This is a genomic window from Syntrophomonas sp. UBA5494 (assembly GCF_002426325.1).
In genome coordinates this window covers 3,133-24,196 of the sequence record NZ_DIPG01000055.1, presented here as the reverse complement: position 1 = coordinate 24,196, position 21,064 = coordinate 3,133, and the positions used below count along the sequence as shown (strand labels likewise).

Sequence of the window (21,064 nt, the reverse complement as noted above, 5' to 3'; positions counted from 1 at the left end):
CACCCCGGAGCTTTATCCTCATCAACCGGCTCCCGGAATATCTGCGCCGCCCCGGGGTCTTCAATCATCACCCCGCCGCAACCGAGGCGGTGAAATAGTGCTGCAACCGCTTCGACTCCCGGGCCGTTAGTCAATACGCTTATTTCAATCCATTGCAAATCTTCCACTCCTAGCCGATAACGTCTTTGAATTTATCGAATATGCCTTTACGCCCTGGTTTTTGTTCCTCGCCTTCCTCAAAAAAGGCTTCTAAGAGCTCACGCTGCTTTTTGCTGACACGAGTGGGGATTCTCACCTCCACGACAACCTTCAGATCTCCTATACGGTGCCCCTGCACATGCGCGACCCCTTTGCCTTTGGCAGTAAGGATGGTTCCCGGCTGAGTCCCTTCCGGTATATGCATGTTGTGCACGGCTCCGCCGGGCAAATCTATGCTAACATCAGCACCCAGAGCAGCCTGTACAAAGCTGATTTCCAGGGTGGTGACAAGATTGTAGCCCTCGCGTTTGAAGCGGGAATGGGATCTTACCGAAAGCAAAATGTAGAGGTCGCCGGCCGGGCCGCCATGGCTCCCTATTTCTCCCTCTCCCTGGATGCGGAGGCGAGATCCGGTATCAACCCCGGCCGGGATGCGCACATTGATTTTGCGATTCTTTCTTTCCTGTCCGGTTCCCCGGCAATGGGTACAGGGCTTTTCGATTATTTTGCCTTCGCCATGACACTGATTACAAGGCCTTACGGTCTCAAAACGCCCAAATGGCGTGCTTTGCACATTGCGCACCTGTCCTCTGCCATTACAGCTGGGGCAGGTTTTGGTTGAGGAACCCGGTTCCGCCCCACTGCCCTGACAGTGCTCACAGGATTCGACACGGGATAATTCCAGGTCTTTTTCAATGCCGAACAAGGCATCTTCAAAGCTGATATCGAGCCTTATCTCACGGTCTGCCCCTCGTCTGGGCCCGGTTCTTCTGCTGCGTCCGCTGGCGCTTCCGCCAAAAATAACATCAAATAAGTCCCCAAAACCAAAATCATTGATGTCAAAATCAAATCCGCCAAAGCCCCCGGGACCGCCATGACCGGGTTCAAAGGCTGCATGGCCGAATTGGTCATAAGCGGCCCGCTTTTGCGCATCACTGAGCACCGCATAGGCTTCAGTAAATTCCTTGAATTTTTCGGCAGCCTCAGGGTCTTCCTTGTTGACATCAGGATGGTATTTGCGAGCCAACTGGCGATAGGCCTTTTTTATCTCTTCCGGGGTGGCATCGCGGCCAACCCCCAGCAGCTCGTAGTAATCTCTTTTTGCAGGCATCTGAATCCACCTTCCTGGCATAATAGGCTACGCCCGAAAACCAAAGGGCTTCCGGGTCGCTCCAGCCTGTTTGCGTGGTTTGCTGCATCCCCAATTAATGTGAGGTGATTAGAACCATCTTTATATTATACGATGTAGAAAGCTTTTTCTATAACTTATCAATTGCCGTTATTTGGATTCATCTTCAACTCGATAATCGGCATCGAAGACCTCATCGTCTGCGGCCCCGCCCGGTGCAGCGCCTTGCTGGTCCCCCTGGGCTTGTTCATAGAGCTTGCTGCTCACCGCGTAGAAGGCCTGCGTCAGGGCTTCCGTCTTGGCCTTGATGTCTTCCACATCGCTGCCTTCCAGACTGGTTTTGAGCGCAGCTATGGCATCTTCCACCGGCCGTTTGGAATCCGCGTCGATCTTGTCTCCGTTTTCTTTGAGCGCTTTCTCAGACTGATAGATCAAACTGTCGGCCGCATTGCGAGCCTCGATCTCCTTGAAGCGCCGCTCATCTTCTTCGGCATGGCGCTCGGCATCTTCCATCATCTTTTTAATGTCTTCGTCGCTTAAGCCGCCGGAGGAAGTGATGGTGATTTTTTGTTCCTTGTTGGTAGCCAGATCTTTGGCGGTAACATTGACGATGCCGTTGACATCGATATCAAATTTCACCTCAATCTGAGGAACTCCGCGGGGGGCCGGCGGGATGCCGGTCAATTGGAATCTCCCCAGAGTGACATTGTCGTTGGCCAGTTTTCGTTCGCCCTGTAAAACATGGATATCGACCGAAGGCTGTTGATCAGCCGCAGTGGTGAATATCTGACTCTTGGCTGCAGGAATGGTGGTGTTGCGCTCGATGATTTGGGTAAATACCCCGCCCAGGGTTTCGATTCCCAAAGACAGAGGGGTTACGTCCAGCAAAACCACGTCGGTGACATCTCCAGCCAGGACCCCGGCCTGAATGGCTGCCCCGACGGCCACCACTTCATCTGGATTGATGCCTTTGTAGGGCTCTTTGCCGATGAAGTTTTTGATGGCTTCCTGTACAGCGGGAATGCGGGTGGAGCCGCCCACTAAAATGACCCGGTCGATCTGTTCTGATTTGAGACCCGAGTCTTTCAAGGCCTGGCGGGTGGGTCCCATGGTCTTTTCCACTAAATCCGCGGTCATTTCGTTAAAGCGGGCCCGGGTGAGTGTTTTTTCCAGGTGTAAGGGGCCATCCTGAGTAGCCGTAATATAGGGTATGTTAATGTCGGTGCTCATCAGGCTGGACAATTCGTGTTTAGCCTTCTCAGCCGCTTCTTTAAGGCGGTGCATAGCCATTTTGTCATTGGTCAGGTCTACTCCCTGTTCCTTTTTAAACTCTGCCACCAGCCAGTTGATAATTTTATCGTCAAAGTCATCGCCGCCCAGGCGATTATTGCCGCTGGTTGCCTTGACCTCAAACACCCCGTCCCCGATTTCCAAAATGGAGACGTCAAAGGTGCCGCCGCCCAGGTCGAAGACCAGAATGGTCTGGGCGTTTTCCTTGTCCATACCATATGCCAAAGCGGCCGCAGTGGGTTCATTAATAATGCGCAATACCTCCAGGCCTGCTATTTTGCCGGCATCTTTGGTGGCCTGGCGCTGAGCGTCGGTGAAATACGCCGGTACGGTAATGACCGCCTGAGTGATGCGTTCTCCCAGATACGCCTCAGCATCGGACTTCATTTTCTGCAGGACCATGGCTGATATCTCTTGCGGGGTATAGCTTTTATCATCAATCTTGACCCGGTAATCTGTACCCATACGGCGTTTGATGGATAAAACCGTGCGGTCCGGATTGGTAATAGCCTGGCGTCTGGCAACGCGGCCCACTAACCTCTCTCCGCTTTTGGAAAAGCCCACCACAGATGGAGTTATGCGTTCTCCCTCCGCATTGGTAATAACTTTGGCTTCATTGCCCTCCATCAAGGCTATAACTGAATTGGTTGTACCGAGATCGATTCCTACTACTTTTGCCATTTAAAACACCTCCACATTCTGGAAACAATTATTATACAAGCAAAGACTGCCGCTGCAATCGCTATCCACTAACCTTAACCAGGCTGGGCCTGATTAATCTGCCGTGCATGATATAACCTTTCTGTAGTTCCTCAATAACTGTATTCTCAGGGTGTTCAGAACATGCTTCAACAGATAAGGGCTGGTGGAACTGCGGATCAAAACACTGCCCCAGGGCCTCCACCGGCTCAACCCCGGCCTGGGCAACGATCTCTTTAAGCCGCTGGCAAACCATGCTGATTCCTTTGTGCAAACTGGCATAGTCCTGTTCCGGGCTGGCCATATCCAGAGCCCTTTCCAGATCGTCAATCACGGTCAGCAGTGGTTTGATGAGGGGCAGGGAAGCGAATTTGAGATACTCATCCCGTTCCCTCTGATGCCGCTTTCTCAAGTTTTCAGTCTCAGCTGCCGCCCTGAGATAGAGATCGTAATTCTTCTTGCTCTCTTCCTGGACGGCTTGAAGGCGTTCATTCAGCCCGGCTATCGATTCTGCGGCGGGCGGCGGGTTTAGGCTGGAATCCGAGCCCATTTCCTCCTGGTTGTGAACAGTCGGGTCTTCCGGTTTCATTTTTGATCACCTCTGTTTATTGAAATATCTGCGCTAAAATAACGGGTGGATGCTTCCCCCCTCGGCGGTATCCATTATCGAACTCTTAGTAATGCTTTTTGAGCACTTCATCGATGATAGTGCGAACTGAATCAACCGTGCCGGCTGCTTTCCAATACTCCATGCGCACCGGGCCAATTACGCCTACCCGGCCAACTTCTCCGAAGATTTTATAACCTGCCAGGACGATACTCATTTCTTTGGCGTCATCCAGGCGATTCTCCCGCCCGATGGTGATATCAACGGTATCGCCGGTAGCTTCCGGAAGCAGGGCCTTAAGCACCGATTCCTCCTCCAATATGGCCAGAATCTTCTTGAGTTTGTCCAGGTTCTTGAATTCGGGTTCGTTGAGCATATTGAGGATGCCGCTTATAACCACCTTTTCTTCCCCGGTATTTTCAGTCAGATTTTCTATGGCCTCCAGTATCCCGTCTATTACCTTTTTTCTCTGGTTCAATTCATCCCTTAAGGACTGCAAATCAGTTTTGCGCAGCTCGGCAAATTTTTTCCGGGCAAAAAGCCGGTTAAAGACCTCATTGATACTCTGCAGCTCTTTAGTCTCCACTGATTGCGGGATATCAATCCTGCGGTGCATCAATACCCCGGTGTCAGTGACTACGATTACCATAGCTTTGCCCTTTTCCACCGGAACTAATTGAATATATTTGAACTCGTCAAATTTGACGGTGGGTACGATGATAAAGGAAGTATAACGGGTAACCTGAGACAGAAAATTGCCAATGGATTGAATGACCTCATCCCAATCCTGCAGATTGTCTTTGAGGATCTTTTGAAGCAGTTCTACCTCATCCTCCACCAGGTTTTCCCGCTCCATCATACAGTCCACATAATAGCGGAACCCGCTCTCAGATGGAATTCTTCCTGCCGAAGTATGGGGCTGTTCCAAATAGCCCATATCCTCCAGATCAGCCATTTCATTGCGGACGGTAGCCGCGCTGACGCGGAGGTTGTGTTTTTTGACTATGGCTCTGGAACCAACCGGTTCTGCACTTTCAACGTAGTCTTTTATGATCGATTCCAATATCCTCTTTTTGCGTTCATCCAAGGTCATATCGATCACCCCTGTTAGCACTCTCGTTTGTTGAGTGCTAACCCCTACTTAATAAAAAATATCATCGCTGTAACTTCTTTGTCAAGCCTGGAAATCATTCAACAAAACAGCATAAAACCTGGTTTGATACCAAAAGCCCCGCTTTCGTCAACCTGAGCCAGCCGTGGTCCAATTCCAAGAGTCCGCTGCTCGTAAAGCGTTCTACCACTGGCCGGAATTCCTGCAATAGACTTATGCCAAACCGCCTTCTAAAAGCCTCCACATTCAGTCCGTTCGTAAGCCGGAGCCCCATGATTATAGCTTCCTGAGCCTGCTGCCGGGGCTCCATATCTTCCAGTACAATCTGAGCGGCCTCCGCCCTGTTTGGCCCTCCGGCCATATAAGCATCCACATCGGCGGCATTCATCCAGCGCCGCCCGCCCAGGCGGCTGACAGCGGCAGCGCCGAAACCCAGATACTCGCCAAATTGCCAGTAGCGCAGGTTGTGCCGGCATAGATACCCGTCAAGGGCCAGATTGGATATCTCGTACTGAACGATCCCTTTATCGTGCAAATAATCAATGGCCTGGTAATACATGGCCTCTATATCCTCTTCTGCAGGCAAAACCAGTTCCCCCCGGGCTATGGCCCGGGCCATAGGCACCTGAGATTCCAGCTGCAGGAGGTATATAGAAATATGCTGCGGCTGGAAGCTGACCGCTTCTTGCAGGGTCTGCATCCAGGCAGTAATAGTCTGCCCGGGGATGCCGTAAATTAAATCAAAACTGAGGTTGTGAAACCCGGCGGCGTCTGCTGCCGTAATGGCTTTCCGGGCGGCTGCCGCGGAATGAATTCTACCTAGAACTCTGAGTTCTTTATCCTGCAGACTCTGCAATCCCAGTGAGACCCGGTTGATCCCGGCAGTTTTGCAGGCTTCCAGGCTGCTTCGATTTACGGTAGCCGGGTTGATTTCCATGGTGATTTCCAGGTCTTTTAACAATGTAAAACGGGAGGCCATAGTATTGATGACAGTGCCAATTTGGGCGGGTTTTAAGAGGCTGGGGGTTCCCCCTCCGAAGTAAATGCTGTCGACAGGTTTTCCCCGGTAGTCTTCAGAGCAGGCCGAGATTTCAAAGCAGAGTCTTTCGGTATAAGCCTGCAACTGAGCCTGGTCGGCAAAAGTCACCGAGTAAAAATCACAGTAAGGGCATTTTCTTCTGCAAAAAGGGATATGCACATACAAACCCAGACTGTTCTGAGGCCAGGTGGCTTCCATTAAATACAGCTCCTATGAAGGGACGCAAGTGGGGACGGTTCTTAACTTGCGAACAAGTGTGCAAGCCAATAACCATCCCCACTTGCGTTCCCTCGCTTCACCGGTTGCCCACAATTCAAAAATAAATATACCAAGCCAACATCCCCCGTGGGTCATTTTTTGATTCAGGGGCAAATCAACGCTATTCTTTTTCGATGTTTAGCACCGACATGAAGGCATCTTTGGGGACTTCTATGTGTCCGATCTGTTTCATGCGTTTTTTGCCTTCTTTTTGCTTTTCCAACAGTTTCTTTTTCCTGGTGATGTCGCCGCCGTAACACTTGGCCAATACGTCTTTGCGCATGGCTTTGACGGATTCGCGGGCTATGACCTTGGCGCCGATGGAGGCCTGAATAACCACTTCGTACATTTGCCGGGGGATGATGCGGCGCAGCTTCTGGGTCAGGGCCCGGGCGCGGTAGTAGGCGTTGTCGTGGTGGGTGATCATGCTCAGGGCGTCCACCACCTCGCCATTTAACAGAATGTCCAGTTTAACCAGATCGGATATCTCATAGCCGCTGATTTCATAATCCAGGGAGGCATAACCCCGGGTGCGGGACTTTAGAGCATCAAAAAAATCATAAAGGATTTCAGCCAGGGGCAGTTTGTAAGTTATCATCACCCGCTGCGAGGTGAGGTATTCCATATTGACATACTGGCCCCGCTTTTCCCGGCACAATTCCATGATGGCGCCTACAAATTCATTGGGAACCATCATGCTGGCTTTCACATAGGGTTCTTTGACCGCTTCCAGCCGCTGAGCCGGGGGCCATAGTTTGGGGTTCTGTATATCCATTTCACTGCCGTCGCTGAGCATAACCTTATATACCACACTGGGGGCGGTAGCCAACAAGCTCAAATCATATTCGCGTTCCAATCGCTCCCTGACAATCTCCAGATGCAAGAGCCCCAAAAATCCGCAGCGGAATCCGAAGCCCAGTGCGTCTGAGCTTTCCGGTTCATAGAATAATGAGGAATCGTTGAGTTTCAATTTGTCCAGAGCGTCCCGCAGTCTTTCGAAATCATTGTTTTCCAGCGGATATAGACCACAGTATACCATGGGCTTCACTTCCTGATAACCCGGCAGGGGATTATCAGCCGGATTGGAGGCCAGGGTGATGGTGTCGCCCACCCGGGTATCGCTGACATTTTTAATGCCGGCCGCCAGGTAGCCCACTTCACCCGCTCCAAGGGTTTCGACCTCAGTCATATAGGGGGATATTACCCCTAATGCCGTGGTCTCGTACACTTTTCCGCTGGACATCATTTTGATCATGTCGCCGCGGCGGATCTGCCCGGAGACCACCCGGATATATGATATGGCGCCCTGGTAGGAGTCGAAATAAGAGTCGAATATCAAGGCCTGCAAGGGGCCGTGCTCCTCCCCGCGCGGGCAGGGAACCCGCGACACGATGGCTTCCAGGACTTCCTCCACACCCTGCCCGGTTTTGGCTGAGATGGGAATGATTTCTTCACTGGCGATGCCCAGCACATCCTCCATTTCCGTTTTGACCTTATCAGGATCAGCGCCGGGAAGGTCGATCTTGTTGACAATGCCTATGATCTCCAAATCCTGGTCCATAGCCATGTAAACGTTGGCCAGGGTCTGCGCCTCAATCCCCTGTGAAGCATCGACCACCAGCAAGGCGCCTTCACAGGCTGCCAGGCTGCGCGACACTTCATAGGAAAAGTCCACATGCCCCGGAGTATCGATCAAATTAAGTATATAGTCTTTCCCGTCCCGGGCCTTATAATTGAGGCGAACCGGCTGCAGTTTTATGGTAATCCCCTTTTCCCGCTCCAGATCCATTTTATCCAGGAACTGATCTCTCATTTCCCGCTCGCTGATAGTGCCGGTGACCTGTAAGAGGCGGTCGGCCAGGGTTGATTTACCATGATCGATATGGGCTATGATACTGAAATTGCGAATATGGTCCAGTGACAAAGAGATGCCCTCCAAATCGTTGTTGGCTGAATACCGCCTAGATTATAACCGATTAATGGGCCATGATGCAATTCTATCCTGACGCCTTCAACCGGCGGACCGCCTTCTGCCTGACCAGCGCTCGCCGATCATACTCTCCACCAGCCGGCCTTCTTCAGTATTGAGGCTATGGGTGATCAGGCCATAGAGCACCGCCCCCGCTGCCACACTGAAGGCCAGGCTCACCAGAAGGTTGAAATGTGCACTATAGGGCAATCCGGTGAGAAGCCCGTTTAAAATCAGCTTCACCCCGGCAAACATGACCATTGCAGCGGCCAGCGACTTAATGAGGCTGAATATTATGGTCTTGCCCCCCAAAAGCCCCAGTTTAAAGCGCAAAACCAGGAGCAATAACAGGAGGTTGGCAATGCCCGCCAGGGAATAGGCCAGGGCCAAACCCTGGTGCTGCATATTCTTCACCAGCAACAGGGATAAGGCGATGTTTACGGCTATACTGATTATGGCGGAAATCACTGGCGACACCGTGTCTTTTAAGGCATAAAAGCTGCGGTTGACGACCTGTACCGCAGAGTAAGCCGATATGCCTACGGCATAGAAGACCAGGGCCTGGCTGGTAACCCGGGTCATCTCTGCGGTAAAATTGCCATGCTCGAATAACAAGGCGATAGTCGGTTGACCAATGGCGATCAACCCCAGCGAAGCCGGCAAGGTCAGTAGAAATATGGCTCTGAGCCCCAGTGAATTATGGCGTTTGAACTGAGCCCACTCGCCCTTGGCGCTGAGCATTGTCATAGCGGGAAAAAGCACGGTTCCGATAGAAACCGCGAATATGCCGATAGGCAGGTTCATGATGCGCTGAGCCAGCTTAAGAGCGCTTAAAACCCCGGGGCCTAAACTGGAAGCCAGGTTTTGTGCCACAAAGAGGTTGAGCTGCACTACCCCCAGGCCGGCGATCATCGGCACCATCAGGATTATGATCTCCTGAAAACCGCGGTTGTGCAGGTCAAAGCTGAAATAATACTTCAACCCCACCTGTTTGAGAGCGGGAATCTGCACCATAAAACTCATGATGGAGCCCAGAACCACCCCCACTGAAAAAGCGGCTATCCCCAGATCTTCCACCAGGAGTACCCCGCAGGCGATGATGCTGATGTTATATAACAGGCTCCCCCAGGCCGGTGCGGCGAAATGGTGGTAAGAATTGAGGATTCCCATGGCGAAGCCGTTTAACACCATGAAGACCGTCTGGATAAACATAATGCGGGAGAGCCCGACCGCCAGCGCCAGGTATTCCTGGGGCAGCCCCGGCGCCAGAACATGAATCACCGGCTCAGTGTAGCGGTAAGCCAGCAAAAGCAAAACCGACAAGGCCAGCAATATATAATTAAAAACCACGCTGGCCGCTTTCCAGGCTTCCGAATCGCGCCCGGATGCGATATGAGCCGAGAAAACCGGAATTAGAGCAGATCCCAGAGCGCCGCCGATGAGCAGCATATACAAGGAGTCGGGTATGGAAAAGGCGGCCTGATAGGCGTCAGTGACGTAATTCTGGCCAAATATGGTATACAAGGCTACTTCCCGGCCGTAGCCCAGGATCCTGGACAACACCACCGTAAAGCTTAAAAACAGGGCTGCTTTTGCCATCTTCTGACCGCTTTGCGTCACCGTACTCCTCCTTCCGACGGTCTTCCTCCATATCAAAAATATACATTATAAACGTCTGGCTGCATAAAAAAAGGCCTCAATAGGCCGCAATTTTCCCATTTATTATTTTAAACTTTACCACAGCTGGCGCCTGTGCTGCCAGATTTCTTGTATATAGGCCTCTAGCCGGGCTGCCCCGATTTTGAGACGAGCCTGTCCATTCTGCAACAAGGCCGTATTGCAGGGGTATTTACGGCCCAATGCTTCAATATATACTCCTTCGTCTTCCAGGTGCACGGCGATGACATAGCCCGGATTACTCTGGGTCAGATCATTGATACCCTGATTACTGATATTCAATCCCGCCGCAACCAGCATCATTAAGATGCTCATAGCCAGCAGACACAAAATTGACCTCATCACTGCAAGGATCCTTCCTGCCGCATAACTTCGGCCAGCACATCGGAAAATAGCGTAGCCGCGTACTGGGCCTCAGCCAGGGTGTTATAGTCATAACCAAATTCCAATAACAGCGCGTTTTTATGATATTCTTGATTATAGGTTCCGGCTTTGGTGCGCACATCCTTGATTAAACCCGGGTACTTAGCCTCGCTGACTTTATAAAGGGCTTGAGCGAAGGCCAGATTATCTTTCCAATTGGGATGGGGCTTGCGTTCGTTGGTACCCACTATGATAAGAATGGGCGCGCATTTTTTGCCATTGATCATGACAGTCTCGGCCTTGGTAGCTCCAGCGATGCTGTCCCGATGAATGTCAAACATAGCCGCAACCGATTTATTCTGGGCCAAAAAGCTCTTTATAGTATTCCGCGAATTGCTATAGCTTATAAGATAGTCGGAATCATGAATAGTATTGATGAATTCGCTGTTTAATCCTTCCTTACGCATCTCCGTATTGAGACGCCGGGCGACTTCGTTTATAAGGCCTCGTTTTCCATCCACCCTGGCCTTACCTTCATCGGGAATGTAAGATTCGGCGCTATGGGTGCAATATAACAGGATCTTGCCTCCGGAAAGCTTAACAGCTGTTTCAGCTGTATCTGGAGCGGATTCGGAGACGATCTCCTGGTTGGATGCTTCTTCTTCCAATTCTATAACAGTCTCATCCCCGCCTCTCGGGCTGGTATAAGCCAGGGCCTGGATGCTGGCGGTCAACAGGGACTGCGGGAATACCTCGTCCAGGTATTCGGGATCAAGAAACAGCAGGTTGGCTTCTCCAGGCAGGAAACTGCTGTCCTGGAACATCTTTAATGCCATGTCTTCCCCGATATCGATCCGGCTGAAAGGATCCAGGTACTCCACCGGCATAGGTTTCATGGTTGGCAGACTGATCCGCTGGAAGCTACCCGTAACTCCTATAAGAACAATGACCGCAAACAATTGCACCAAAAACACACTCTTCATTAGCGACATAATACCACGGCGTCTCATTAATACCACCTCCCATTCATATTAAATTTATTTTGGGGAATTGGAGAATAGAACTGAATCTATACAATATTAACAATGGCACTTAAAAATAACTGCCAAATCATTGCATTTTATAAATCATAATGCTATAGTATTCCTGTTAGATTTGACCCAAGAGGAGGTGAAGAGGTGGCAAAAAGCAAAACTCCAGCCAAGAGAGCAAGACGGGCTGAAGCGAATCGTCTGAGAAACAAAGCCTATAGAAGCAGACTGAAAACTGCCGTAAAGAAATATGAAGAAGCATTACAGGGCGGCGACGCACAGACAACTCAGCAGAGCCTGATCGCGGCAACCTCCCTTATCGATAAAAACGTATCCAAGGGGATTCTGCATAAGAACACAGCAGCCAGAAGGAAATCAGCTCTAGCAAGACGGTTTAACGCCGTGGCTGAATAAGTTGAAAACCTGTCTAAAGGGCAGGTTTTTTTATTTTCTGCATGACCGGCGCAGATCAAGACCGGGTTTAAACACCTCGTAATCAATGGGTCTGCCCGGTGCAAACCGCTATGATCAAGGCTTCCATCACAATCTTGCCATCCCGGCCGCTCTGTTTGAGATTTGTATCAGCCTCCAGGAATAACTCAAAGCAGCGCTTTAGATCCTCCCAGCTGTATCTGGCCGCAGAGGAGGCCATTTTCCTGACCGCAAAATCCCTGGCGCCGGTTTTTTTCGCGATTTCCGCCTGGCTCAGGCCCTGCTGGCTGTAATCCTTTACTTTTCCCAAGAGCACATACTGCCTGAGGATCATATACAGGAAGAAGGTGGGGTGGCCACCCTGGCGCAGCAGCTTATAATAGGCCATGAGGGCGTCCCGGGTGCGCCTGTTCAACAGGGCATCGGTCAGCTTGAAAACGCTGATCTCCGGTTGTTGATCAAGTTCTGCCGCTGCATCTTGCTCGGTGATGGTGGCCGGGCCGTTTTGCAGGCTCAATTTCCGCATTAACTGCTCCAGATAATACATGTCCTGCCCGCTGTTGGCCAACAACCTTACCGCCTGCGGGGCTATAGGCTGATTTAGCCCCGCCGCCAGATCTCGAAGCCAGGCCTCCATTCCCTTGGCATCAGGTCTCACGCAGGCGGTTTTTTTCAGAACTTTGGCCAGCTTTTTCATTAAAGGGTGTGCCGATACATCCTCATCACTGGTGAAAATCACCACCTGGCCCGGTATGGGCTCACTGAGAAAAGCTGCCAGACCATCGACCAGTTGTTCCACTTTGGCTGCCTTGCGGCGGGTTTTGCCCAACCAGGAGGGCCTGCGGATCACCACCACCCGTTCCAGGGCGAAAAGCGGGCTGAAATCCAGCTGTTCCAGCAATTGCTCCGGGGTTAATTCGTCGGCGTCGATAAACACCACTTCAGGCTCGGCACCGCAGTTGCGGCCTAGCCCGGCCCTGACCCGCTCGATTTCTTTATCGATCAAATAGCGCTCCTGCCCGTAAATGAGCATAAGCTTGCTTTCCGTCATAGGCAGCCTTCTTTCCTTAAATCCCCTGCCGGGGCCATCAAGCTACAAAACTATGATACCATAAGCGTATAGTCAGCAGTAATGTGATAATTTACAGGTATTCGACATAACATTATGGTGAGACGAGCAATTCTTCAAAGAGGTCCCCAGGCCGAATCATGGACTTCTTCAGCGTAACGTGGGAGGAATATTTATGCCGCATTATGATGTCATAATAATAGGAGCCGGTCCGGCCGGCATTTTTACTGCCCTGGAACTTAGCCGCCGTTCCGGCTTAAAAGTTTTATTACTGGAAAAGGGCAAAAAGGTGCAGCAGCGCCATTGCCTGATTGGAGCCGGATTTGAAAGCTGCCAGAGCTGCGCGGTATGTTCGATCATGAGCGGCTGGGGAGGCGCGGGGGCCTTTTCAGACGGCAAATTGACTTTGACCAGCGATTTTGGCGGCTGGTTGGCGGATTACATCGGCAGAACCCGTTTAGAAGCCTTAATTACATATGTAGATGACCTGTATGTCAAACATGGCGCCCCGCCCAGGGTTTTTGGCCAGGATGATGCCAGAAGCCGCGAGATCGCCATGAATGTCGCCGCGGCAGGGTTGAAGCTGGTGCCGGCCCGGATCCGTCATATGGGAACCGAGAACACCAAAACAGTATTGCAGGCCATGTATCAATACCTGGAACCACGGGTGGATATCCGCACCGGACTGGCGGTGGAAAAGATTCTGACCGAACAGGGACGGGTAATTGGAATCGCCACATCGGAGGAGACATTTTACTCGCGATTCGTTGTGGTCGCGCCGGGCCGCGAAGGCGCCCACTGGTTTTTCCAAGAGGCTCAAAACCTGAATATCACCATGCTCAACAATCAGGTGGATATCGGGGTACGGGTGGAAGTCCCGGCGGTGGTCATGAAGGAAGTAACCGCCGCGGTATGGGAGCCTAAAATGCTGTTTAACACCAAAACCTTTGACGATATGGTAAGAACCTTTTGTGTCAACCCCAACGGCTACGTGGTTATGGAAAACACCAACGGCATCATCACCGTTAACGGCCACTCCTACGCCAACAGCCAAAGCAGCAATACCAACTTCGCCCTTTTGATGAGCCAGGAATTTACCGAACCTTTCAATAAGCCCATCCTTTACGGGCGCTGTATCGCCAGCCTGGCCAATATGCTCAGCGGCAGTATCATCGTGCAGCGCTATGGCGATCTTAAAAGAGGCCGCCGCTCGACTCCGGAGCGTTTGGCCCGGAGCCTGGTAACTCCGACCCTGAAAGGGGCAGTTCCCGGAGATCTTTCCCTGGTTCTGCCCCACCGTTATCTGATAGGTATTATGGAATGCCTGGAGGCTCTGGATAAAGCCTTTCCCGGAGCAGCCTCCGATCATACCCTCCTATATGGAGTGGAAGCCAAATTCTACTCCGCCCGCCCCCAACTGGACAAGCAGCTGCGGACCCCCATCGAGGGGCTGTGGGCAATCGGCGACGGCGCCGGGGTAACCCGGGGACTGATTCAGGCCAGTGTTTCCGGGGTGGTTGCGGCTCAAGCCATAATGGAGCAATGTGGCTAACCTCCGCTTTGCGGGAGCGTCCCCAATTGTCAACCAGAAGCTGCCCCACCTGTGGGTCCGCTGTCCGGGCGGCTTGACACCCCTTATAATCCGGACTAGCATGGAAATGTAATGCCCAGTTGAAGGGGGATATATATGAAACTGACCAAGATTTCGGGAAACACTTACTTAATCCCGGGCCCTACCAATGCCGGGGTATTTGTGTTCAAAGACAAATACGCCCTGCTTGTAGACAGCGGGGACGGCAATCAGGATGCCCGCTCTTATGCGGATATCTTGAAGCAATCCGATCTGAACCTCAAGTATATCGTCAATACCCACGAGCATCATGACCACTGGGGGGGCAACAACTATCTTCAGGAGCATCACCCCGGCTGCATTTTCTACGCCTCAGAGCAAAGCGCCCTGTTTATCGAAAATGGCTTTCTATTCCCGCTGTACATTTATGGCGGCAATCCGCCCGCAACCCTGGTGAGAGGAGTGGGAGGCAGCAAGTCCGGCCATATCGATCATCGCCTCAACCCGGGAACCATCCGGATCAATGACGAAAAGTTCGAAATTGTCCCCTTACCCGGCCATTCATTGGGTCAGATAGGAATCGCTACCCGGGAGCGGGTCTTTTTCCTGGGGGATGCGTTATTCAGCCAGGAAATCCTGGACAAGTACCGTTTCCCGTTCTTATTGGATGTGGCCGCACAGTACCGCACCATGAACTCCATCCTGGAACTGCCTTACGATCTATTTGTCCTGGGGCACGCGGAAACGGTCTATACCGCCCAACAGATTCCGGGTTTAGTCGAATTTAACCGCTCCCGGCTCGATCACTGCATGGAACTGCTCCTGGATTTGCTGCAGCAGCCCAAAACCAGGGAGGAATTACTGGAAGAAATTATCATACTCGAAGATTTGCAACCGGATTTTCATGAATACTGCCTTTTACACTCCACCCTGGGAGGCATGATCAGCCATTTGATGCTTAACAGCGGATTAGACCTGCAGCTGGAGAATGGCAAGGCCTACTATTACCAGAAATAAAATCCCTGCCAGCGCAGCCAGGCCCACAGCCGTTTAGCCCAGGCTCCGCTGCGAATCAGAAAGAAGATAGGGGTTTGTCGGCCCGGCTGTAATTCTTTCCACAGCGCTCCCCAGAAGACCAGAAATATCCCGGTTGAAAGCAGTTCCGAGAGAGTGAAAGCCAGCCATACGCCGTTCAGGCCCAGATAATGCGGCAGCCATATCAACCCGGGCAGGAAAAACAAGACCTGGCGGGCTAATGAGAGCCACATCGCAGCCATCCCTTTGCCAATTGCCTGCAGTACCGTACTGAGGATGATAATCGGCCCCACCACGGGAAGGACCAGGGTTCCCAGGCGCAGCGATGCAACTGCTATCATAGTCAAACGGGCGTCCTGGGAAAAGAAACCCACAATCCATTGCGGATAAAGCTGCATCGCCAGCCAGCCCAGGCTCATGATAACAACCGCCAGGGTGGAAGCCTTAACCATCACTTCTTTTACCCGTTCAAAACGCCCCGCGCCAAAGGCAAAGGAAGCAATAGGCATTGTCCCTTGTAAAAGCCCCCCTACCGGCATAAATACCAGGGAACGAATGCGCAGGAATATACCCAGTGCGGCTACAGCTTCAAAGCTGAAATGGGCCAGGATACGATTCATGTAGACCATGACCAGAACGCCCACCAATTCCATAACCAGGGCCGGAAATCCCACCTTGTAGATGGCCAGGAAGATGCGCGGCCGCAGCCGGAAATGCCTTATAGACCAGCTTAAATAGGTCCGCTTGCGCATCATCACCGCAATCATCATGGCCATGCTGCCCGCCTGGGCCAACAGCCCCGCCCAGGCCGCACCGTTTAGCCCCATGGCCGGCACCGGGCCTGCCCCGAAGATAAAAACCGGATCCAGAATCACATTGAGGATGATGCCGGCCAGACTTGCTGCTACAGGCAGAACCGTGTCTCCTTCCCCCTGCAGGATATTGCCCAGCACGATCTGCACCATAGCGAACAGCGAACCCGGCAAGGCGATGCTCAAGTAGCCCTTGCTAAGAGCGAGGGTCTCCGGGGTGCAGCCGAAAAGGATCAGCAGCGGCTCCTGATAGCGGTAGCCAAACCATAGAAAAACAATGCTGTAGACCAGGATGATCGCTATGCCGTGCCAGGCGATATTATCGCCATGCTGGTATTCCCCGCACCCCAGCATGCGGCCTATGAGCGAAGTCAACCCGGTTCCGGTGGCCGCGGCTATGGAAACGATCAACACCTGCAAAGGCAGACACAGGGTTAAAGCCGCCAGGGCAGCGGCCCCCAGCCGGGCGACAAAGTAAGTGTCAGCCAGGCTGAATAAGGCGTATAGAACCATCCCGCCCATGGCCGGGCAGGATAATCTAAGCAGCAAGAAGCCGACTTTATTTTGCAGCAGATCAGCGTTTTGGATTTGCATCGCCCCCTGCCATAAAACTATGAAATCCCGGTTAAGAATAGTATGATGGATTTAACCGGCCTGCATTTTCTGTATAAAGGAGAAAATTAAACCATACCGCAAATCATTATGCAGACAGGAGGCTTTAGCATGGCCTTATTGATAAAAAACGGCCTGGTCGTAACTATGAACCCGCAAAGGGAGGTTCTCTCCGCTGACATATACATCGAGCAGGACCGGATTACAGCTATTGAGCCCGACAGCGGCCTGGCCGCCGAAACCGTCATTGATGCTGCGGGCAAACTGGTTATTCCCGGGCTGGTGCAGACCCACGTGCACTTGTGCCAGGCCCTGTTTCGCGGCATGGCTGATGACATGGAGCTGTTGGATTGGCTTATGAAACGCATCTGGCCACTAGAAGGCAGTCATGATGAGGATTCCCTATATTATTCGGCCCTTTTGGGCTGCGCCGAACTCTTGCGCGGGGGCACCACCGGCATTGTCGATATGGGTACGGTCAACCACACCGAAGCGATTTTCCAGGCAGTTGAAAAGGCAGGGATTCGTTACCTGGGAGGAAAATGCCTCATGGACTGCGGCCAGGAAGTGCCTAAAAACCTTGTGGATGATTCCCGCAGAGCCATCGATGAAAGCATGGCCTTGTACCAGCGCTGGAACGGCCGCCGCGATAACCGCATCCGCTACTGTTTTTGCCCCCGTTTCGCGCTTTCCTGCAGCGACCGGCTGTTAAAGGAAGTAGCCCGGATTGCGGCTGCCGAAAACATACCGGTACATACCCATGCCTCGGAAAACCGCGACGAAGTCCGGCTGGTAGAAGAGCAGCGCGGGCTTCCCAACGTACTGTATCTGGAACGCCTGGGCCTGACCGGCCCCAACCTTATTCTGGCTCATTGCATACACCTCTGGGATATAGAACAGGACTTACTGGCACAGAGTGGGACCCATATTGCCCATTGCCCGGGATCGAACCTGAAGCTGGCTTCAGGCATCGCACCTATCCCCGACCTCCTCAACCGGGGTGCCCGTGTATCCCTGGGAGCCGATGGCGCTCCCTGCAACAACCTGATGAGTATGTTCAGCGAGATGCGCCTGGCCGCCTTAATTCATAAACCTATCCATGGCCCTCTGAGCATGCCTGCTGAAACGGTCTTTGCCATGGCCACCATCTCCGGGGCCGAAGCCATGGGTCTGGCCGACCAGATCGGCAGCCTGGAAGTGGGCAAAAAGGCAGATATGGCCGTTGTTTCCCTCTCCCCGTGGCACCACTATCCTCCACAGGGCGCCGGCGTTTATTCACATCTGGTTTATCAAGCTATGGCGACTGATGTTGACGCAACTATAGTTGACGGGCAATTACTCATGCAAAACGGGCAGTTCCTGACCATCCCCGAAGCCGAGGTAAGGCAGAATACCGCCAAATCCCTGGACCGGGTGCGGCAGCGCTGCGGGCTTTAGTCTGTCAGCTCCCCGGTTTGAAAGTCTGCAGCTGCAATTCTTGCCCATCGCTGCTAAAGGTTATGAGGCCATCCCGGTCAGTTCGCAAAAGCCTGGCGCCGCCCTTCTCAATATCCCGCAGGACTTCCTGATGCGGATGCCCAAAAGCATTATTGCCTACCGACAATACCAACCATTGTGCAGCCCTGTCCAGGTCGGTGCACCAGGAGTAGCGGCTGCCGTGATGAGGCGCCTTGACGATGAGGCTCTTCTCCCGGTGCTGATGCAGTATCTTCTCCAAATTTTCCTTGCTCTGATCACCGGTAAGTAAGGCGGAAAATTCCCCAAACCGGCAATGCAAGACCAGGGACTGGTCATTTGTCTCCGTCCCCGCCGCTTCTGTCCCGGGCGGATACCATACCGACAGGGTCATCCCGTCCAGGTTCATGGTCTGCCCCTGTTTCAAGGCTAATACCCCGCTCCCTTGTTGGTTGGCCAGATCGAGCAGGTTTTGCGTTAGATGCTCCTGGGTAGAAACAGCCGCCACACCTACATGATCCACCTTGCGGTCCTGCATGACCGCTAACAGTCCCTGCATATGATCCACATCGGGATGGGTATTGATGACCATAAAAAGCCGGTTCACTCCCAGATGATTCAGATAGGGCAATACTTTGCGTCTCCCCACATCGCTAAACAGACTGCCCCCGCCGTCGATAAGCACAAAGCGGTTGCGGGGGCTTTTGATCAAAATGCTGTCCCCCTGCCCCACATCTATAAAAGTAATCTGGACCTGGCCTTTTTGAAACCACCACGGCGGTACGAGCAGCAATAATACTGCGCTGCTCATTACCAGAACAGGTCTTAAGACTTGTTTCCGGCTTGCTTTAGCCCTTAAACCCAACAACAGCCACAGCAGGCCGGCGAAATAACATCCCACTACCGCCGGCGGCGGGGTGGCCACCAGCCAGTAGGCCAGGGGCATGATTTTGCATAAGGAATTGATCGATAACAGCAGGTAGGCACAAAACCCGGTAGGTATCAGCAAAAGGGACGACAGAAAAGGAAAGGGCAGAACCAGCAACAAGGCCACAAATCCTAGAATAACGATACCCCCTGCCAAATAGGTGGCCAGAAGGTTGCTTATTAACGAGACCGGGGTAATGAGATGAAAATAATAGGCGATTAACGGCAATACTGCCAGCTGCGCGCAGACCGGCACCAGCAACAAGTCCCAAACCCGGCGCCGGATATTCAAATAGCTTCTTACCGCCGGATATAAAGCCACCAATCCCCAGGTGGCCAGGAAGGAAAGCTGAAAGGAGATGGTAAATAGAGCGCAGGGGTCTAAAATCAGAATGATGAACGCCGCCAGCCCCAGCCCGTTGCTAGGATTATGGCTCCTGCCCAGATAGGCTGCCAAAAGCGACAAAACAGCCATTATGACTGCGCGCTGCACTGAAATCGGCCAACCGGTAAGGCTGCTGTATAGAAGAATCAAGAAAATGGTGACATAGAGTCCAACCCGGCGCGACAATTGTCCTGCTGCGATGATAAGTGATGCAAATACAATGACAAAACCCACATTGATTCCGGACACGGCAAAAAGATGCACCAGTCCGGTTCTTTGAAAATCCTGATAGAGATCCTCATCCAGGTTGTCAATGATGCCCAAAACCATTGCCAATATAAGCGCGGCCTCGTCGGCTGGCAAAACTGCCCGGGTTTTTTCCACCATGCTGCTGCGCAGCAGGAAAGAGGGCGAAGGCATCTTGGTCTGATCAGGGTATTCCCGCAGGTCTTCGGGCTCCTCAACCTTCAGGAGGTAGTAAACATGGTGGCTGGAAAGATAGGCAGGATAGTTAAATTCCCCCGGGTTGCCGGGTGGTGCGGGCCTTTGCAAAATACCTTCAAGCTCTACCGCTGTGCCGGGTATGAGTTTGGCCTCGAAATTACAAAACACCTGAATACGTTTCAGATAGGGGCTTTGCGCCTTGGTTTTTAGAATAAAACTGCTGCGCTGCTCCTGAACCCGGGGATATCCCGAAACGGTTCCAGAAATCACGGTGTTATCCTGGGGCAGCATATCGGACGCGGCGGGTAATTGATGCCAGCTGACATAAAGCCAACCTAAGGCCGCCAGAAGCAATGCGGCGATTATTTCGACACGCTGCGCTGGAAAGCGCCGGTATATCAGTATTGCCGTAATACCAAGCCCCAGCAGGGCTGCCCACCATGGCACGTACACCAGGGCGATGCCAGCCGCAAAATATGAAGCCTTCAGGATCCAGGAGCGGTTAAACGGGTTATCCATGGCCTACCAGCCCCTGATCATCTCATCAGTACACGGAAATACTGTCTTTGATCGCTTCAAACCGTTTTTCTCCTATTCCTCCAACCTTTCTGATGTCCTCTATTTTCTTAAAGGGACCGTTTGTATTCCTGTAATCCACAATCTGCTGGGCCAGACCCGGACCGATGCCCTCCAGCCCGGCATCCAACTCTGCAGTTGTGGCCCGGTTGATATTGATTTTATTTTTACCGGCCGGCAGCGCCGGGCCGGCCTCACCCTGTACAGCCTCGCCAGCCTGCATTTCAGGAACCAGTATGCTTTCACCATCGATCAGTTCCCGGGCCATACCCAGGTAGCGCAGGTCGGCATTGGGCAGCGGCCCGGCCAGGGACAGGGCCTGGTGTACCCGGTCTCCCTCCAGCAAACGGTACACTCCTGCCGACGCCACCGCTCC

At 52.5% G+C, this 21,064-nt stretch carries 17 protein-coding genes; 4 read left to right on the top strand and 13 right to left on the bottom strand.

The genetic code is table 11. The annotated features are described in order from the left end of the window. Window positions 1-169: 169 nt before the first annotated feature. The 9 genes from dnaJ to spoIIP form a co-directional block, all read right to left on the bottom strand. Window positions 170-1,309 carry a molecular chaperone DnaJ gene (dnaJ, locus tag B3W37_RS06500; RefSeq protein WP_483171940.1) on the bottom strand — a complete coding sequence of 380 codons (1,140 nt, stop codon included), beginning with the start codon at window positions 1,307-1,309 and terminating at the stop codon, window positions 170-172. 168 nt (window positions 1,310-1,477) lie between these two features. Then, a complete protein-coding gene (gene dnaK / locus B3W37_RS06495; protein ID WP_483175138.1) occupies window positions 1,478-3,298 on the bottom strand; it encodes a molecular chaperone DnaK in 1,821 nt (606 codons plus the stop codon). Window positions 3,299-3,359: 61 nt separating this feature from the next. Next, window positions 3,360-3,905, bottom strand: coding sequence for a nucleotide exchange factor GrpE (gene grpE, locus B3W37_RS06490; RefSeq protein ID WP_483171942.1), 546 nt, complete (start codon window positions 3,903-3,905; stop codon window positions 3,360-3,362). Between the two features lie 85 nt (window positions 3,906-3,990). Continuing rightward, a complete protein-coding gene (gene hrcA / locus B3W37_RS06485; protein ID WP_483175137.1) occupies window positions 3,991-5,016 on the bottom strand; it encodes a heat-inducible transcriptional repressor HrcA in 1,026 nt (341 codons plus the stop codon). A 94-nt stretch (window positions 5,017-5,110) separates the two neighbouring features. After that, window positions 5,111-6,271: a radical SAM family heme chaperone HemW gene (gene hemW / locus B3W37_RS06480; protein WP_483175135.1), complete on the bottom strand. Its 1,161-nt coding sequence runs from the start codon at window positions 6,269-6,271 to the stop codon at window positions 5,111-5,113. Between the two features lie 181 nt (window positions 6,272-6,452). Then, window positions 6,453-8,261, bottom strand: coding sequence for a translation elongation factor 4 (gene lepA / locus B3W37_RS06475; protein ID WP_483171979.1), 1,809 nt, complete (start codon window positions 8,259-8,261; stop codon window positions 6,453-6,455). An 81-nt stretch (window positions 8,262-8,342) separates the two neighbouring features. Further along, complete coding sequence (murJ, locus tag B3W37_RS06470; protein WP_483175134.1) at window positions 8,343-9,920, bottom strand: murein biosynthesis integral membrane protein MurJ; 1,578 nt, start codon at window positions 9,918-9,920, stop codon at window positions 8,343-8,345. A gap of 114 nt (window positions 9,921-10,034) precedes the next feature. Further along, window positions 10,035-10,322, bottom strand: coding sequence for a hypothetical protein (locus tag B3W37_RS06465; RefSeq protein WP_483171946.1), 288 nt, complete (start codon window positions 10,320-10,322; stop codon window positions 10,035-10,037). After that, window positions 10,319-11,323 (bottom strand): stage II sporulation protein P, encoded by a 1,005-nt coding sequence (gene spoIIP, locus B3W37_RS06460; protein WP_483175132.1) that lies wholly within the window; start codon window positions 11,321-11,323, stop codon window positions 10,319-10,321. The genes B3W37_RS06465 and spoIIP overlap by 4 nt, the downstream gene beginning before the upstream one ends. Window positions 11,324-11,518: 195 nt before the next feature. Here spoIIP and rpsT point away from each other — a divergent pair, with 195 nt between their 5' ends. After that, window positions 11,519-11,785: a 30S ribosomal protein S20 gene (rpsT, locus tag B3W37_RS06455; protein WP_483175131.1), complete on the top strand. Its 267-nt coding sequence runs from the start codon at window positions 11,519-11,521 to the stop codon at window positions 11,783-11,785. 82 nt (window positions 11,786-11,867) lie between these two features. Here rpsT and holA read toward each other — a convergent pair whose 3' ends face one another. Beyond that, the gene (gene holA / locus B3W37_RS06450) at window positions 11,868-12,854 is read right to left on the bottom strand and encodes a DNA polymerase III subunit delta (protein ID WP_483175130.1); all 987 of its coding nucleotides are present in this window, start codon (window positions 12,852-12,854) and stop codon (window positions 11,868-11,870) included. 193 nt (window positions 12,855-13,047) lie between these two features. Here holA and B3W37_RS06445 point away from each other — a divergent pair, with 193 nt between their 5' ends. Both B3W37_RS06445 and B3W37_RS06440 read left to right on the top strand, forming a co-directional pair. Beyond that, window positions 13,048-14,424 (top strand): NAD(P)/FAD-dependent oxidoreductase, encoded by a 1,377-nt coding sequence (locus B3W37_RS06445; protein WP_483171950.1) that lies wholly within the window; start codon window positions 13,048-13,050, stop codon window positions 14,422-14,424. Between the two features lie 135 nt (window positions 14,425-14,559). Next, window positions 14,560-15,459, top strand: a complete 900-nt coding sequence (locus B3W37_RS06440) for an MBL fold metallo-hydrolase (protein WP_483175129.1) — start codon at window positions 14,560-14,562, stop codon at window positions 15,457-15,459. Here B3W37_RS06440 and B3W37_RS06435 read toward each other — a convergent pair. Further along, window positions 15,447-16,883, bottom strand: coding sequence for an MATE family efflux transporter (locus B3W37_RS06435; protein ID WP_481037909.1), 1,437 nt, complete (start codon window positions 16,881-16,883; stop codon window positions 15,447-15,449). The genes B3W37_RS06440 and B3W37_RS06435 overlap by 13 nt on opposite strands. Window positions 16,884-17,012: 129 nt before the next feature. Between B3W37_RS06435 and B3W37_RS06430 the strand changes: the two genes are divergently transcribed. Next, window positions 17,013-18,338 (top strand): 5'-deoxyadenosine deaminase, encoded by a 1,326-nt coding sequence (locus tag B3W37_RS06430; protein WP_483171952.1) that lies wholly within the window; start codon window positions 17,013-17,015, stop codon window positions 18,336-18,338. A gap of 4 nt (window positions 18,339-18,342) precedes the next feature. Here B3W37_RS06430 and B3W37_RS06425 read toward each other — a convergent pair whose 3' ends face one another. After that, window positions 18,343-20,631 (bottom strand): DNA internalization-related competence protein ComEC/Rec2, encoded by a 2,289-nt coding sequence (locus tag B3W37_RS06425; RefSeq protein ID WP_483175127.1) that lies wholly within the window; start codon window positions 20,629-20,631, stop codon window positions 18,343-18,345. 25 nt (window positions 20,632-20,656) lie between these two features. Next, a partial coding sequence (locus B3W37_RS06420; protein WP_483175126.1) for a helix-hairpin-helix domain-containing protein occupies window positions 20,657-21,064 on the bottom strand: 408 nt, incomplete at its 5' end.

Coding starts and splice junctions, on each gene's coding strand:
- B3W37_RS06430 (WP_483171952.1), top strand. CDS start 17,013: ATGGCCTTATTGATAAAAAACGGCCTGGTCGTAACTATGAACCCGCAA.
- B3W37_RS06435 (WP_481037909.1), bottom strand. CDS start 16,883: ATGCAAATCCAAAACGCTGATCTGCTGCAAAATAAAGTCGGCTTCTTG.
- holA (WP_483175130.1), bottom strand. CDS start 12,854: ATGACGGAAAGCAAGCTTATGCTCATTTACGGGCAGGAGCGCTATTTG.
- spoIIP (WP_483175132.1), bottom strand. CDS start 11,323: ATGAAGAGTGTGTTTTTGGTGCAATTGTTTGCGGTCATTGTTCTTATA.
- B3W37_RS06425 (WP_483175127.1), bottom strand. CDS start 20,631: ATGGATAACCCGTTTAACCGCTCCTGGATCCTGAAGGCTTCATATTTT.
- grpE (WP_483171942.1), bottom strand. CDS start 3,905: ATGAAACCGGAAGACCCGACTGTTCACAACCAGGAGGAAATGGGCTCG.
- dnaK (WP_483175138.1), bottom strand. CDS start 3,298: ATGGCAAAAGTAGTAGGAATCGATCTCGGTACAACCAATTCAGTTATA.
- hrcA (WP_483175137.1), bottom strand. CDS start 5,016: ATGACCTTGGATGAACGCAAAAAGAGGATATTGGAATCGATCATAAAA.
- dnaJ (WP_483171940.1), bottom strand. CDS start 1,309: ATGCCTGCAAAAAGAGATTACTACGAGCTGCTGGGGGTTGGCCGCGAT.
- hemW (WP_483175135.1), bottom strand. CDS start 6,271: ATGGAAGCCACCTGGCCTCAGAACAGTCTGGGTTTGTATGTGCATATC.
- B3W37_RS06445 (WP_483171950.1), top strand. CDS start 13,048: ATGCCGCATTATGATGTCATAATAATAGGAGCCGGTCCGGCCGGCATT.
- B3W37_RS06440 (WP_483175129.1), top strand. CDS start 14,560: ATGAAACTGACCAAGATTTCGGGAAACACTTACTTAATCCCGGGCCCT.